Source organism: Microcoleus sp. A6-C6, from assembly GCF_036705955.1.
Lineage (GTDB): Bacteria > Cyanobacteriota > Cyanobacteriia > Cyanobacteriales > Microcoleaceae > Microcoleus.
In genome coordinates, this window is sequence record NZ_JAUBVR010000001.1 from 24,254 (window position 1) to 39,025 (window position 14,772).

Below are 14,772 nucleotides of genomic sequence, written 5' to 3' on the forward strand. Positions count from 1 at the left end.
GACAGTTGATAGTTGATAGTTGATAGTTGACAGCTTACCCGCTCGCAAGGGAGAAGAGTTGACAGCACTTGACAAAAGAAGGAAGAGGATTGGAGTAATGAATAGTCTGATTTTAATTTCTCCCTACAAGGGAGAGGCTTTAAACCAATTCTTTCTGGTAAAATAAGATGGCGGTTGGAACCGCCGGGTCTTCTTAAAACATCTATCTATTGACTCATTTTTTGTGCTGTAAATTTGCGGTAAATTAGACTAATAAACTTAATTGCACATCAACTCCCAATTCAAATAAAAGGTAAACCGCATGGAAATCAACTCCCAAAATATCCAACCCGTTCCGCCCTTCAGCGAGAAAAATGAGGAAACACCAGACATCGGTGGCGGTTTACCCGTAATTCAGTTTTGGGCAGAGCATACTTTGTCCCCGGAAGGGCCGAAACTTTGGAAAACTTTGCTACACAATAGTGCTTGTTTGTCCTGTTCTTGGGGCACTGGCGGGCAGAAAGGAGGCTTTACGAATGAAGAGGGCGAAAAACTTCAGCGCTGCATGAAAAGCGTTGAAGCAATCTCGGCTGAAATTAAACCTGCTGTCAAGACTCACTATTTTGAACAGCACAGAATTGAAGAACTCCAGCAATTAACTTCAATGGAAGCAGATAGGCTAGGAAGGCTGAGTTTTCCGATGATTTTGCGGGCTGGTTCGTCTCATTACGATCGCATTTCTTGGCAAGAAGTCTATGAAATTGCCGAGGCTGGATTTCGCAAAAGCCCGGAACGAGTGGCATCTTACAGTTCCGGCCGCTCTTCCAACGAGGCGGCTTTTCTGCTGCAATTAATGATGCGCGCGATGGGTTCCAATAACTTAGCAGATTGTTCGGATTTGTGCCACGCTCCCTCGACAACCGGGTTAAGCGAAATGTTTGCTACCCGCACCTCGGTAGTGAGTCTAGAAAACTTGAAGCAAGCAGATTGCGTCGTGCTCGCGGGCGCGAATTCTGCCTACAATCATCCCCGCTTCATGAACGAGTTGATTAAAATTCGCGACAAAGGCGGTAAAGTAATTGTCATCAATCCAGTGATGGAAATCGGGTTAGTCAAGTTTGGTTCTCCAGCATTTCCCGTCAAATCTCTCGTCCCCGGTTCCGATATTTCCTCGCTCTACTTGCAACCAATTCCCGGCAGCGACACAGCCCTATTTGTGGGAATTCAAAAATCGGTAATCGAACAAGGATTGTTAGACGAAAAATACTTGCAAGCCCACACAGAAGGCTGGGAAGCGGTAGTGCAGCACGCCCGCGAAACCGACTGGGAAACTATTACTAAAACTTGCGGGGTTTCTCAAGCGGAAATTGAGGCAGCAGCTAAAATCATCGGCAATTCTAAGCGGGTTGTATTCGGTTGGGCGATGGGAATTACTCAACAACAAAACGGCGTAGATAATGTTTTCAGCCTGGCCAACACTGCTTTGATGACGGGAAATGTCGGCAAAACAGGGGCGGGATTAATGCCGGTGAGAGGACACTCAAACGTCCAAGGATTCGGCTCTATGGGCGTGACTGTGGAGCTGAAAAAAGAAATCCAACATACTCTCGAACAGTTGTTGGGGCGTCCCCTGAGCGCTGTTAAGGGTTACAATACTCGATCGCTCATTGAAGCAGCAGATGAAGGCAAAGTCGATACGCTGATCTGTTTGGGTGGCAACTTGTACGGGGCAAATCCAGATTCAACTGAGGCAAAACGTGCTTTAGGCAAGATTGAAACCATTATTTACCTCGCAACTAAACCAAACTTAGGACATTTTAGCGGATTGGCAAAGTACAATACAATTGTGCTGCCGGTGCTGAATCGCTTTGAAAATCCCCACAAAACAACGGTAGAATCTGGTAATAATTTTGTACGTTTCAATGATGAAGGAGAAACTCATCTCAAAGATGCTGATTTAATTCCAGAAGTGCATTTTTTGACAGAATTGGCGAGCCGAATTCATGGCACTTATCCGGTAGATTGGCGACAACTTCAAGATACTAAATATGTTCGACAATTGATTGCTAAAACGATTCCTGGCTATGAAAAAATGGCAACAATTGATGAAACCAAAGAGGAGTTTACTATCAGCGGGCGGATTTTTACGGAACCTAAATTCCCGACTGATTCCGGCAAAGCCAAGATGTTTGTAACGCCTTTGCCCTTGCTGAAACTACCGGAAATTAAAGAGTTTGGAGTATCGGAATCGGTGCGGGGTTTAGTGGTGGCATTGATGACGGGGCGCAGTTATTCTCAGCACAATACTGTGGTTTATAAAATTGATGACAAGTACCGGGGAATGCCACACCGCAACTGCATTCTGATGAATCGCGCGGATGCAGAAAGCACTGGTATGCAAGAACATCAGCGGGTTACGGTACAGGGAAATGTGGGGAAAATGGAAAATGTGGAAGTGATTTATGGGGCGGTTCGTGAGGGTGCTGCTTTGATGTTTTATCCTGAAGTTAATGTAATTTTTCACCCGGAGATTGAAAAGCGATCGGGCACGCCTGCTTACAAGCGAGTACCTGCTTTGGTATACGCAGAAGCTTAATCAGTTTTGGGCGCACTCTGACTAAAGAAACCGGGTTTTTACCGAATCTGCCGGTTATAACGAAGTATTGTCGTAAAAAACCCGGTTTCTGCGGCCCCATGCTTAAGTCTGAATTAACTCTTAATTTGCAAAGCTCTCCCGCGCCAAGTCCATCCCCAACCAGTTTCGGTTTTGATGGCGGAACCGATCGCAATTGCCGCAATTAAGACTCCTCCCAAACCTCCCAACCACCAGTATTTCGTCGGACAGTCGGAAATTTCGGCACCCAAACGGCGTAAAGTGTAATGCTGCCAAATTACGATCGCAGATAAACCAATAGTTAACAAAGTAATCGGCAAATGGTAATTAGTAATTGCTAATTGGTGATTGGTAATTATGTTGGCGATTTCGCCGTTAGCCAGTAAAATACCTAATGCCAACCACGGCATCGGATAAAGAAATAACATAATTGCGGCCATGTAAATCATCATTCCCCAACTGCGCTTAGCGCCGAGATACAGATTCTTTGTCCAGCCTTCCCACAATGCGCTCCAAGACCGATACATCCGCACGGATGCCAAATTTGAACCCGAATAAAGTGCGAGCTTTAAACCTGCACGTTTGATGCGTCTAGCTAATTCCACATCTTCGACAATTTCGCCGGCAACTGCTTCGTGTCCGCCGATTTTTTCGTAAGCCGATCGCCTAAACAGCATAAATGGGCCACCCGCAAAAGCACTATCTGTTTTTGAGGAATCATTAACCGCCGTAAAATCGAAGCAAACTGCTAGGTGATTGAACATTAACGGCTGCACTAACCATTCGGCAAAACACTCGCAAACCAGCGCTGGCATACAGGTAAACAAGTCTATTTTGCCATTTTCTGCTGTTGCAATCGCCGTTTCGATCGCCCCCGGTTTCAGCCGCACGTCGGCATCGATAAATAATAGAAATTCTCCGGTTACTTCCTGAACAGCTTGGGCGCAGGCCCAGTTTTTGCCCGCCCAATATTGGTTGGCCGGTCGCGCCTGACCTGCTAATATTTTGAGGCGGGGGTCGTTGAACTGTTGTTGTAGAGTTTGGGCGATCGCCTTGGTGTCGTCTGTCGATCGATCGTCTACAATCAAAACCTCTAGGTTGTCCACAGACAGGGCTGTACTCTCCAAAATGGCGATCGCGCAATCCCGAATATTCTCAGCTTCGTTGTAGGCTGGTACGATTACCGAAACTTTGGGGAAGTCCCCCGCCGACGGAAATAACTGCTGATCCCTACTGCTGTCGGTGCGAGGCGCATTTTTGACGCTGAGGCGCAAATTCTTAGTGTAAGCTCTACTTACTATGAGAGAAAAAATTACCAGGGTTAACAATATCAAAGCGAACTGACCTCAAAATTTCGGTGCACAATTTGTCTCCTTAAATTTTAAAAAATATTAAAACAAAAAGCTAGTCGATCGCCCAAAAAGTTATTTCGGCCGCCTCCTTTGCTATAATTTGTGAGCATCTTTCGGCTCTACCGCAGCAAGGGGCAAGACCCCTCACCCAGTCAGCGACCGAAAAGCCGAGGATAGATATCAGTTAAGAGAGGATATTGCAATGGGCGAATTTCTGACAGTCGATGTGTTTGCGAATACGATAGCGGTAGTCGGCGCTTTGGGTTTTTTCTTTTTGGGCTATCAAGCTTTGCAGATGTTGAAAAAATAAAGTATGCCAGAAGTTGAAGGAAGAAGGAAGAAGGAAGAAGGAAGAAGGAAGAGGGAAGAAGGAAGAAGGAAGAGGGAAGAAGGAAAGAAAAAACAATTCCCAATTCCCAATTCCCAATTCCCCATGCCCAATGCCCAATGCCCAATGCCCAGGAGCAACTAAGTTATTATCATGGTGAGCCAACTTTTAGATGGACGCTATCAAATCCTTGAAGTCATAGAAACAGGAGAATTTGGACAAACCTATCTGGCGAAAGATATTCGTCGCCCCGGTGAACCGCAGTGCTTTGTCAAGCACCTGCGTCCCGGTAGCAGCGAACCGAAATTAATTAATACTACGCGCCGTCTTTTCCAAAAAGAAGCAGAAGTTCTAGAAAAGCTCGGTCAACACGACCAAATTCCTCAGCTATTTGCTTATTTTGAAGAAAATGAAGAATTTTTCTTAGTTGAATCCTTTGTTGCCGGTCACTCGCTATCCACCGAGATTGTACCGGGCAAACCTGTTACCGAAGAAAAAATTATTCCTTTGCTGAAGGAACTATTAGAAATTTTAGTGTTTGTACACGGACAGGGCGTAATTCATCGAGATATTAAACCAGCAAATTTAATCCGCCGCTATGCGGACAACAAGTTAGTTTTGATCGACTTTGGCTCGGTGAAAGAGATTCACATCGCTCAAAGACAAGCGCCGGTAACTGTGCGGATTGGTACGCTGGAATATATGCCGATCGAGCAATTTCAATATAATCCACAACTCAACAGCGATATCTACGCCTTGGGAATGATTGGCATTCAAGCCATGACGGGTTTGCCGGCTTACGATTTGCCCAAACTGCGGGATTTGAAAAATTCTAATCGAGGCGAAATTGTTTGGCGCCATTTAACCACCTGCTCCCAAGCGCTGTCCGATGTTTTGGACAATATGGTGCGCTACGATTTTCGGGAGCGCTACCAGTCGGCGGCGGAGGCTTTGGCAGATTTGCGGAAAATTGGCGATCGATCGCGCGCGCGGATACCCAAACTCACAATCTATCGCGAAGAAGTCGATCGGCGCAGCAGCAATCGCGGTGACATTACAGTCGTCGGTCGGAGAATATTAGAAGAATTGCGCGTCAGTTTGGAATTGCAACCTGAAGAAGCAGAGGCGATGGAAGATGAAGTATTGAACCCCTATCGTAAATACAGGGAAAAAGGCGAACGCTACGAACAATCTCTGCAAGAAGCCATGCAGCAAGAATATCCCTTTTCTGTGGAAACTCGCGAGGAATTAAAACGCTTGCAGCAAGTTTTAGGACTTACCGACGAAGATGCCACGAGAATCGAAGAATTAGTCGTTCCTAAATCTTTATTCGGTAAATTGTATAAGGCGATCGCCATAGTTTTGGAGGGACACCGCAACCCCAATCCGCCACTAGCCAGCAGCGCTGTTCCACTCGGCGTGCAGGCAACTCCGGCGGTATCCCCGGAGGTAAATTTGAACGGAAAAGGGGATTTGTCGTTAGCGCAGCCCGCCCCTACGGGGGCTACGCCAACGGAGAGGATCGCCAGCCCCAGCACCAGCAGCGCAGCAATTGTCCCCAAAGAACCTCGCAAATTCAATCCTTATATCGCCGGAGCAACCATTGCAGCACTCTTAACTGCGATCGGTGGAATTTACGGATACCTCAAATGGCAAGAAAGACAGCAGCTAGTGCAGCAAGAAGCCCAACAATTCAATCGAATCGATGCTTTTTATCAAGAAAGCAATTATGAAGGCTGCATCAGCCAAATACCAACAATTGCCAACACTTCCAGCGCCTATACGTCCGCTCAAAACTTACAAGAAAAGTGCCAAGCAGGTCTCCACTGGAAAAACGCCAAAGTCAAAAACTTCGCTCAGCATTCAGATGCAGTTGGGGCTGTTGCTTTCAGTCCAGACGGCTTAATGTTAGCCAGCGGTTCCAAAGACAAAACCATCCAAATTTGGGATTTAGCCACAGGCAAATCGATCCGCACTTTCCCCGGAGATTCCTCCACCATTTGGTCGGTTGCTTTCGACGCAAAGGGTACGAAACTGGCGACAGGAACAGGTTTTTGGAGAGTCATGTTGTGGGATTTGAAAACAGGGCAAGTTACTCGCAGTCTCGATCACACTGCATCTGTTTGGTCTGTCGCTCTCAGCCCCGACGGACAGCTCGTTGCTAGCGGCAGCGGAGACAAAACCACCAAGATTTCGGATGCAGCAACTGGCAATTTGATTTACAATTTACCAGACCATACAGATTTTGTTTATTCTGTTGCTTTCACTCCCGATGGCAAAAGTTTGGTTAGCGGTTCTAAGGATAAAAAAATTACAATTGTTGATGTAGCAACGGGGAGGTTGATCAAAACTCTGGAGGGACACGGCGACGCGGTGAGATCGGTTGCTGTGAGTCCAGACGGCAAGACAATTGTTAGCGGTTCCTACGATGAAAGCATTAAAATTTGGAATCTCGAAAGTGGAGATTTAATTCGTTCGATTAAGGGACATTCTGATGATATTGTCTCAGTTGCTATCAGCCCGGATGGGAAATTTATTGCTAGCGGGAGCAAGGATAAAACTATTAAAGTTTGGGACTTTGAAACCGGAGAATTGCTGAATACTTTGACGGGACATACCGATGAGGTTTATGTAGTGACTTTTAGTCCCGATGGCAAAACTATTGCTAGCGGTTCTAAAGACAATACTATTAAGTTGTGGCTCAGATAATCGGAAGGAAGAGGGAAGAAGGAAGAAGGAAGAAGGAAGAGGGGATCATCTCCTTCTACTCGTTACCAGGCCGGAGCCTGGTAACGCAGATCCGGAGGCTCTGCCTGCATTTTTTCAAGGGAGGCAGAGCCTCTAGATCTCAGTTCCCAGGCTGGAGCCTGGGAACCAGTTAAACAGATAATTGCGCTAGCGCTGCTACGGCTCGCCTCTTATTTAATTGCAGTAATTAAGCTCATTTTCTAAGAATTTGGGAAAGTGCCAAGCATGGGTGCAATACCAGGCTCAAGAAACTGGGTTTTTTCACCGAGATTAAGGATTTTTGCTAATATTTTAGTTGAAAAACCCGGTTTCTGGGTATTCATGGGTACAGAACTAAATTACCAATTACGCAAAATACCAGCGTACCGCACTGTTTCTGAGAAAGGCTATGCAAGCCACACAATTAAGTCATGGACAAAAAAATTAGATTTTAGCTCAAACTCCTAGTAAAGGCTGTGGAGTTAATCTAAAATCTAAAATCTAAAATCTAAAATCGATTGACTTTAGCTTAAACTCCCAGTAAAGGCTGTGGAGTTAATCTAAAGTCTCAACTCTAAAATCTAAAATATAAAATCAAAAAGCTAACATCGATTGACCGCTGAGTTCGTAAACGATCGCACCCAAAGACGCCAAACTAGCTAAAATCAGCATCCCAGCGGGCATAAACTTGCGAGTTTTGACCAACCGTACAATAAAGACTACTACTAAAACAGCGGAGATGGCTGCTGCTAATGTTAAACCCCAAGTTTGTCCCATGAGTTGTGCGCTGCCGGCAAAAATTAGCAGCGAACCGCTAATCAGGCCGGAAATGAGCGAGGCTTGGCTTTTGGCTTTGATGTAACCCATGATGCCACCAATTAGTGTCAAAACGCCGTAGCCGATCGCCGCTGCTATACCTAAATTCATTTTTAATGCCCCAAATTTCACAAGTGCATCTAAATTTATACAGCGATAGCTGCGATTGCGGTCACAAATTGTTAGAAAATTTATTAAACCCAGTCAGAGTATCTAACTGTTATACAATTGCCCTTATGTCAGCCTTAACTTCTGGTGCGATCGCCCAAATCCGTTACCTCCAACGCCAAGCAGCATCCCTGCTGCTGTATCAATCAGTCCTCACAAGCCCCGCAGCTCAAGCCTTTCTCGACTTGCTGCAAGCTCTCCACCACAGCGAAGTCAGCGCTTTAGACTGTCAGGTGGCTTACGGCAAATGGTTCAAAGTTCAGGCCGCTCAAAATCTGAGTTGGAAAGATTCTCTGATTTGGGAAATTCTCAAAGACGAAAATCCATTTTCTCGCAAGGCTCAACAAACAGATTTTGCGAGTTTGCCACCAGCTTTGGTGGAGGCCGCCAGACACGATTTACAAGTGCTGCAAAATATTTACGAATGCAGCAGCGAACAGTTGAGTAAGTGGGTGCGAGTAGCGGGTCAACTTGACGTAGTGCCTCCGATTTGGCATTCCGAAACTGTAACAGAACCGGGCGATAAACCCCTGCACGGACAACTGGAAAAATGGTCTGGTGCTGCGGAATCTTTGGCAGAATATTACCGAAATTTTGGTACTGGTTTGTTTGCCGAATATCGCGCTTTTAGCTGGCGCTCCGGGCAGTTGGCGAGTATTTCGCATCCCGATCGCATAAATTTGAAAGAGTTGGTTTGCTGCGATTGGCAGCGCGATGCTCTGGTGAAAAATACGGAGTTTTTGCTGGCTGGTTATCCGGCTTTGCACGTTTTGCTGTACGGGAGTCGCGGTTCGGGTAAGTCTTCTTTGGTGAAGTCGCTGTTAAATGAATTTGGCGATCGCAATCTGCGCTTGATTGAAGTATCTAAATCTGACTTGCAAGATTTGCCACTAATTGTGGAGAAGTTGCGGGAAGTTCCTCAAAAGTTTATTATTTTTGTCGATGACCTTTCCTTTGAAGAAGATGATGATGCTTTTAAATCCTTGAAAGTGGTTTTGGAAGGCAATGTCACCGCCCGGCCTCAAAATGTTGTAGTTTACGCCACATCTAACCGCAGGCATTTAATTCGAGAGTTTTTTGATGATAGGCCTCGCCCCAGCGACGGAGACGAAGTTCACGCTTGGGATACTGTGCAGGAAAAACTCTCATTTAGCGATCGGTTTGGCTTGACTTTAACTTTTGAACCTGCGGATCAAAACACTTATTTAAGCATTGTCCGACATTTGGCAGAACTGGCTGGGATCAAGCTCGCTGTTGAGGATTTGGAGCACCGCGCTAAGGAATGGGCAACTCGTCGCAATGGGCGATCTGGAAGGACTGCGCGGCAGTTTGTTGATTTCCTAAAAGCAGATTTAGCTTTGTTTGACAAGTAGATTGTCTGCGCTGGGAGAGCTGGTTTTACCAGAAAGAATTGGTTTAAAGCCTCTCCCTTTTATGGAGAAATTAAAATCAGACGATTCATTACTGCAATCCTCTTTCTTCCAGGTCAACTGTCAACTGTCAACTGTCAACTGTCAACTGTCAACTGTCAACTGTCAACTGAACGGAGATATCGCAAGGTAATTCAGGCTCTGAATCAACCCACCCTTGCAGCGCCGAAGGGCAAAATAAAAATTCTTAATTTTTTCATAATTTTATTGATAATAAATAACTCAGCAGATTTGATATAATTGTCGAAATTCCCAGCCAAGGAAACATCTAAAGCCAGAGCCCATCGGGACTCCATGAATCGACTACTAAATAATGAGGAAAGTATCATGGGTTTATTTGATAAAGTATCGCAGACTCGCCAACAAACTGATGTCACGTTAGGGCCTGCCGAAGCATTTGCGGCGATCGCGCTAATTGCCGTAGCAGCCGATGGTTACATCAACGACAGCGAAAGTAAAGCGATTAGTATGACGCTATCTCGGATGCAATTGTTCCGCAGCTATCCAGATGATGTGATGCGAAAAATGCTCGATCGGCTGCTGATGATCCTGCAACGACAAGGAGTTCAGGTACTGTTTGATGCGGCTTTGGCAACGCTTCCAGACGAACTTAAAGAAACAGTTTTTGCTGTGACAACTGATATCGCTTTAGCAGATGGCGAAGTCTCAGAAGAAGAAGAACAACTTTTGAATGATCTTTACTGTGCATTGGATCTTTCCGAAGAAGTTGCCCTCAAGATTATAGACGTGATGTTGATAAAAAACAAAGGTTAAGAAAGCAGGGGAAGCGGAAGGAGTGAGGAGGGCGAGTTTGAGAATATAAAAAATTAGCCGCTGCTTAGTTAGCCGATCGCTGCTGCAAAAGTGCTGGTTTACCGATATGATGGTTGGTAAAATTCAGCTTTAATTTGCGATCGCCCGCTACTACCTCAAATGCCTTTCACTTACACCCGCACTGTGCGCTTTCAAGATACCGATGCTGCTGGAGTCGTTTACTTTGCTAACGTTTTGGCGATGTGCCACGAAGCTTACGAGGCATCTCTAGCAGCATCGGGCATCAATCTCAAAGAATTTTTTAGCAATCCCCAGGCAGCTTTGCCCGTAATTCATGCTACTGTAGATTTTTATCGCCCTATGTTTGCGGGCGATCGGCTGACGATTCAACTAACGCCCAAACAAATTGCTGGCGATGAATTTGAAATTGCCTATCAAGTATTTTCTGGGGAAGTTGCAGGAAGAAGCGCCGCTAAAGCTCTTACTAAGCACGTCTGCATCGATGCAGTAACGCGAACTAGAAAACAGCTATCTGAAGACTTAATGCAGTGGATGAGGCAATTTGAAATGTGAGATTTCAGATAACTTCTATCTTTAAATAATAGCAGGTAATGACACTCAAATTTCTGTTTAGTTGAAAATTCATTCCGACTTATTTATAGCCTTGATCAGAAAGATGAGGTACGCGAACGGCATAGGGCTATGGGCTATGGGCTATCCTCACCATGCTTGAGAAGCGCTATATATTAAGTAGTTAGACTTAATTAAATGTAAAATATAGAGGAATCAAAAACGAAAGGCTCTAAGCATTCTTCCATCTTCCATCTTCCATCTTCCATCTTCCATCTTCCATCCGTTACATCCGTTACATCCGTTACAAAATCCGTTGCCGAACTTCCTTCTTCCTTCTACTTATGACAAATCGCAATTATGCCATCATCGGCACGGGAGCTTTAGGCGGATTCTACGGTGCTAGACTGCAAAAAGCAGGTTTAGAAGTAAATTTTTTGCTACGCACCGATTACGATCGCGTCAAAAAACACGGTTTGACGATCGAGTCTCCCGAAGGCGACTTCACCCTCCCACAAGTCCGCGCCTACCGTGACGCGGACAAAATGCCTCAGTGCGACGTAGTAATTGTCGCACTGAAAACCACGCAAAATCACTTATTGCCCAAACTTTTACCTACTTTATTAAAGGATAACGGCACGGTTTTAGTATTGCAAAACGGATTGAATACCGAACCAGAAATAGCTAAAATTGTCGGTGCCGAGCGAGTAGTTGGCGGACTATGTTTTCTGTGTTCTTATAAAGTTAGCCCCGGTCATATCTGCCACATAGATTACGGTACTATTACCTTGGGTGAATATTCCCAAGACTACAAAACCATCGGTATTACTGACAGATTGCGCCAAATTGCTGAGGATTTTCAACGGGCTGAAATTCCCATAGAAATGAGCGAAGATTTACTGTTGTCAAGGTGGAAAAAGCTGGTGTGGAATATTCCTTATAACGGGCTGTCTGTGATTTTAAATGCGAGAACCGACGAATTGATGGCGAATCCCGATACTTTGATTTTGGTTGAGCAAATTATGGCGGAAGTGATAGCGGGCGCTCAAAGTTGCGATCGCATTATTCCCGATAATTTTATCCCAAATATGCTGGAATATACTCACAAAATGAAGCCTTACCGCACCAGCATGAAAATCGATTACGATGAATCGCGGCCGCTGGAAGTAGAAGCGATTTTTGGCAATCCGATACGGGTAGCCGAAAAAGCAGGTGTTAAGTTGCCACAAATAGAGGTACTTTACCGAATGTTGAAGTTTGTGGACGTTCAAAGGCAAGAAGCAGAAAGGACGAGAAGGCTGTTAGGTGTGGAATAATTGGGAATTGGGAATTGGGAATTGGGAATTGAGAATTGGTAATTCGGCAGGGCGGGTTTGTGAGATTTCTCGCTTGTGTTGTAGATATTGGTGAACCCGCCCCTACAGAAATTACTGTGAAATTCGGTTAATACTATTGATTCACCACACATGACACCGCAATTTCTTGCAATTGTTCTCGATTGACTTTACCTTGGGCATTTCGAGGCAATTGTGCGACAACAATCCAATTTTTAGGGCGCTTAAACTTGCTCAACTTATCTTCGATTGCCGTAAGGATAGTTTCGATAGTAACTTCGGAATTAGCGGGAACATAAATCGCCGTCACGACTTGACCCCAATCTTTGTCAGGCAAGCCAATTACAGCAACATCGGCAACTAAATTTGTATTCTTAATGGCAGCTTCGACTTGGGCGGGAAATACGTTTTCTCCGCCGGTGATAATTTTGTCGCTGCTGCGTCCGACAATATTTAAACAGTTATTGTTATCGATAAATCCCAAATCGTCTAATTCAAAGTATTCCCTATCGCCAAATTTTTCAGGATAATAACCCAATGCTAAAGATGTAGCATCAACTGCAATATTCCCAATTTGATTGTAGCACAAAATCTCACCCTTGGGACTGCGAATAGTTATTTTCGCGTGGGGTAAAGCTTGACCAGAAGTGTTGTTTCCGGCGAGAAAATCTTCGGGTTTGAGTGTAGCAATTTGTGAAGCGGTTTCTGTCATGCCGTAACAGGGTGCTAGTTTGATTTGATAGTTTCTAGCTGTTTCTAAAAGTTCCGGCCAAGGGGGAGCACCGCCCAAAAGTACGGCACGAAACCGGGACAACCAATTAGCTGTATCTGGGTTTTGCAGCAGCCGTTGCAGTTGAGTTGGGACTAAGGAAATGAAAAATTCTTCGGGTTCTATATCGGCTTTTTCGCCTGCTTCTAGTGTTTTAAATGGCTGGATTACCAGTTTACCAACCGTGGTAAACGATCGCATAAACTGCATGAAACCGCTGACATGGTATAAGGGTAAAACGCAGAATGAGTTAATTTTGTCAAGTTGAAAATATTGTTGAAAACCTTGGACTGATGCGGTTAGTGTTTCCCAAGTGTGGATGGCAAAACGGATTTTTCCCGATGAACCGCCGGTGGGAATCATGATCGTATCAAAACCGTTTTTACCGGGTGAATGGGATTCCGGCGAATGGAATTCGGGTGAGTTTAATTCGGGTGTATTGAATCCCGGCGAATGGAATCCCGGCGAATGGAATCCCGGCGAATGGAATTCGCGGCTACACAAACTAAGTCCGCCTCCGCGGACTGGGAGAGGGGAGAATATTTTTTTAAGGTCAGTATTTTGTTGTAAAATTAGGTCTGGTTGGACTAAATCAAAGACTTGTTCCCATTCTTGTTTTACCCAGTTGGGATTGCAGAGGAAAATCTGACATTTGGCGGCGCGGGCGCTGATGAAACTGGCAAGAAATTGCAGGGGTTCTGATTCTGCGAGGCAAATTTTGGGGGGTTTTTTTTGGGCGGGATTTTTGGTAATTTGTTCAAATTGCCGATCGACTATTCGGGCAAATTCGCGGCTGTCACAACCGATAAGCCAATTATCGGGCAATTCAAAGGGTAGATTCAGACTATTTACTGTGATTTGTTTTGCCATAGATGCTTTAACCAGGTGTCTTGATTGTCGTCGAACCAGCTATCGGTACCGAAGCCTAGGGCTCTATTATTTAGAGACAATTCTGTTGCTAAATTTAAGGCTGCTTGTCTGCCGATTTTGGTTTCAAATACTGATGAGAAAACTGCGTCTATATTGTGAGTTTGACAAAATTTTCGGAGTTGGGATGGAGAACCGCCGATCGCAGGTTTGATGACAAAAATTCCCCGCCAACCTTGGCTGTAGCATTCTTGGATGCGATCGAGGTTGGCTGCGGATTCGTCTAGGGCGAGATCCGTTGCATAAATAGCATTCAATTCTACCATTTCCTGAAACTGGGCGATCGGCAGTGGCTGTTCCAAAAATTCAATATCTGTCGCCAAGTCGGGAGTTGCTGTCACGCGATCGCAAGCTTCCAGCCATTTTTGGGCCTCGGAATAGGTGAGTCCCCCATTAGCATCTAGGCGTAAAAGTGCTGTTTGGCGATCGCACAAATCGTCCATTGATGCAATTAGCTGCTGAAAAATCGTTAATTCTTCCTCAATTGCAGCAACGCCAATCTTCCATTTAAACGTGCGATGTCCCTCCAACCAAAGCATTGGTAAAACCTGCAAAGCTGTTTCACCAGCAGGCAATAAACCGCTGTACTGACTTAAATTTTCGCTTTTCTCCCCTCCTTGGCAAGGGGGGCTTGGGGGGGGTGAATTTTGCTCGTTTGATAGTGCTGACTCAAAGCCAAATTGACAAGCTGGTAATTCAGCAGAAATCGCAAAAATCATCTCTAATGAAATATTAGCAGGTAGTTGGTGACAAAAATCTAAAGCTTGCTCAAAAGTTTCGGAACCAAACCAACTTAAAGGCGCAATTTCTCCCCAACCAATGCGACCATTTTCGTCAACAAGTCGCAGGATAATTCCTGATCGAATATCCCAAATTCCGTGACTTGTTAGCAGCGGGCGCTTAAATTTTCGCTGATAGGTGCGAAACTCGAATTGATATAACATTTACTTTTTTATTAATCGCTAAGGCCGAAGAAACCGGGTT

12 protein-coding genes are annotated in these 14,772 nt (G+C 45.1%); 8 read left to right on the forward strand and 4 right to left on the reverse strand.

The window, feature by feature from the left end; genetic code table 11:
- Positions 1-19 precede the first annotated feature (19 nt).
- Positions 20-166 carry a hypothetical protein gene (locus QUB52_RS00070; RefSeq protein WP_265236723.1) on the forward strand — a complete coding sequence of 49 codons (147 nt, stop codon included), beginning with the start codon at positions 20-22 and terminating at the stop codon, positions 164-166.
- Positions 167-301: 135 nt separating this feature from the next.
- Entirely contained in the window at positions 302-2,575 is a 2,274-nt protein-coding gene (locus tag QUB52_RS00075; protein WP_265236721.1) for an FdhF/YdeP family oxidoreductase, read from the forward strand.
- Positions 2,576-2,688: 113 nt separating this feature from the next.
- Here the strand turns inward: QUB52_RS00075 and QUB52_RS00080 are convergent, their stop codons facing one another.
- Entirely contained in the window at positions 2,689-3,927 is a 1,239-nt protein-coding gene (locus QUB52_RS00080) for a glycosyltransferase (protein WP_332972200.1), read from the reverse strand.
- Between the two features lie 331 nt (positions 3,928-4,258).
- On the opposite strand from QUB52_RS00080, the gene QUB52_RS00085 reads away from it, so the two are divergent.
- Positions 4,259-4,417, forward strand: coding sequence for a hypothetical protein (locus QUB52_RS00085; protein ID WP_265236716.1), 159 nt, complete (start codon positions 4,259-4,261; stop codon positions 4,415-4,417).
- A 9-nt stretch (positions 4,418-4,426) separates the two neighbouring features.
- Positions 4,427-6,982 (forward strand): protein kinase domain-containing protein, encoded by a 2,556-nt coding sequence (locus QUB52_RS00090; protein WP_265236714.1) that lies wholly within the window; start codon positions 4,427-4,429, stop codon positions 6,980-6,982.
- 612 nt (positions 6,983-7,594) lie between these two features.
- Here QUB52_RS00090 and QUB52_RS00095 read toward each other — a convergent pair.
- Positions 7,595-7,927: a TMEM14 family protein gene (locus tag QUB52_RS00095; RefSeq protein WP_332969081.1), complete on the reverse strand. Its 333-nt coding sequence runs from the start codon at positions 7,925-7,927 to the stop codon at positions 7,595-7,597.
- Between the two features lie 125 nt (positions 7,928-8,052).
- Here QUB52_RS00095 and QUB52_RS00100 point away from each other — a divergent pair, with 125 nt between their 5' ends.
- From QUB52_RS00100 to QUB52_RS00115, 4 genes are all read left to right on the forward strand, one after another.
- Positions 8,053-9,357, forward strand: coding sequence for an ATP-binding protein (locus tag QUB52_RS00100; protein WP_332972199.1), 1,305 nt, complete (start codon positions 8,053-8,055; stop codon positions 9,355-9,357).
- Positions 9,358-9,741: 384 nt separating this feature from the next.
- The gene (locus QUB52_RS00105; protein ID WP_265236748.1) at positions 9,742-10,188 is read left to right on the forward strand and encodes a tellurite resistance TerB family protein; all 447 of its coding nucleotides are present in this window, start codon (positions 9,742-9,744) and stop codon (positions 10,186-10,188) included.
- A gap of 159 nt (positions 10,189-10,347) precedes the next feature.
- Positions 10,348-10,761, forward strand: a complete 414-nt coding sequence (locus QUB52_RS00110) for an acyl-CoA thioesterase (RefSeq protein ID WP_265236709.1) — start codon at positions 10,348-10,350, stop codon at positions 10,759-10,761.
- A gap of 341 nt (positions 10,762-11,102) precedes the next feature.
- Complete coding sequence (locus tag QUB52_RS00115) at positions 11,103-12,074, forward strand: putative 2-dehydropantoate 2-reductase (RefSeq protein WP_265236708.1); 972 nt, start codon at positions 11,103-11,105, stop codon at positions 12,072-12,074.
- 133 nt (positions 12,075-12,207) lie between these two features.
- On the opposite strand, the gene QUB52_RS00120 is transcribed toward QUB52_RS00115, so the two are convergent.
- Both QUB52_RS00120 and QUB52_RS00125 read right to left on the reverse strand, forming a co-directional pair.
- The gene (locus QUB52_RS00120) at positions 12,208-13,731 is read right to left on the reverse strand and encodes a 2-succinylbenzoate--CoA ligase (protein ID WP_332972197.1); all 1,524 of its coding nucleotides are present in this window, start codon (positions 13,729-13,731) and stop codon (positions 12,208-12,210) included.
- Positions 13,710-14,732 (reverse strand): o-succinylbenzoate synthase, encoded by a 1,023-nt coding sequence (locus QUB52_RS00125; protein WP_332972196.1) that lies wholly within the window; start codon positions 14,730-14,732, stop codon positions 13,710-13,712. Before QUB52_RS00125 ends, QUB52_RS00120 begins: the two co-directional genes overlap by 22 nt.
- Between the last annotated feature and the right edge of the window lie 40 nt (positions 14,733-14,772).

Bases quoted from the DNA above. Each gene is read 5' to 3' on its own strand.
- QUB52_RS00090 (WP_265236714.1), top strand. From the start codon at position 4,427: ATGGTGAGCCAACTTTTAGATGGACGCTATCAAATCCTTGAAGTCATA.
- QUB52_RS00110 (WP_265236709.1), top strand. From the start codon at position 10,348: ATGCCTTTCACTTACACCCGCACTGTGCGCTTTCAAGATACCGATGCT.
- QUB52_RS00105 (WP_265236748.1), top strand. From the start codon at position 9,742: ATGGGTTTATTTGATAAAGTATCGCAGACTCGCCAACAAACTGATGTC.
- QUB52_RS00085 (WP_265236716.1), top strand. From the start codon at position 4,259: ATGCCAGAAGTTGAAGGAAGAAGGAAGAAGGAAGAAGGAAGAAGGAAG.
- QUB52_RS00100 (WP_332972199.1), top strand. From the start codon at position 8,053: ATGTCAGCCTTAACTTCTGGTGCGATCGCCCAAATCCGTTACCTCCAA.
- QUB52_RS00120 (WP_332972197.1), bottom strand. From the start codon at position 13,731: ATGGCAAAACAAATCACAGTAAATAGTCTGAATCTACCCTTTGAATTG.
- QUB52_RS00115 (WP_265236708.1), top strand. From the start codon at position 11,103: ATGACAAATCGCAATTATGCCATCATCGGCACGGGAGCTTTAGGCGGA.
- QUB52_RS00095 (WP_332969081.1), bottom strand. From the start codon at position 7,927: ATGAATTTAGGTATAGCAGCGGCGATCGGCTACGGCGTTTTGACACTA.
- QUB52_RS00125 (WP_332972196.1), bottom strand. From the start codon at position 14,732: ATGTTATATCAATTCGAGTTTCGCACCTATCAGCGAAAATTTAAGCGC.
- QUB52_RS00075 (WP_265236721.1), top strand. From the start codon at position 302: ATGGAAATCAACTCCCAAAATATCCAACCCGTTCCGCCCTTCAGCGAG.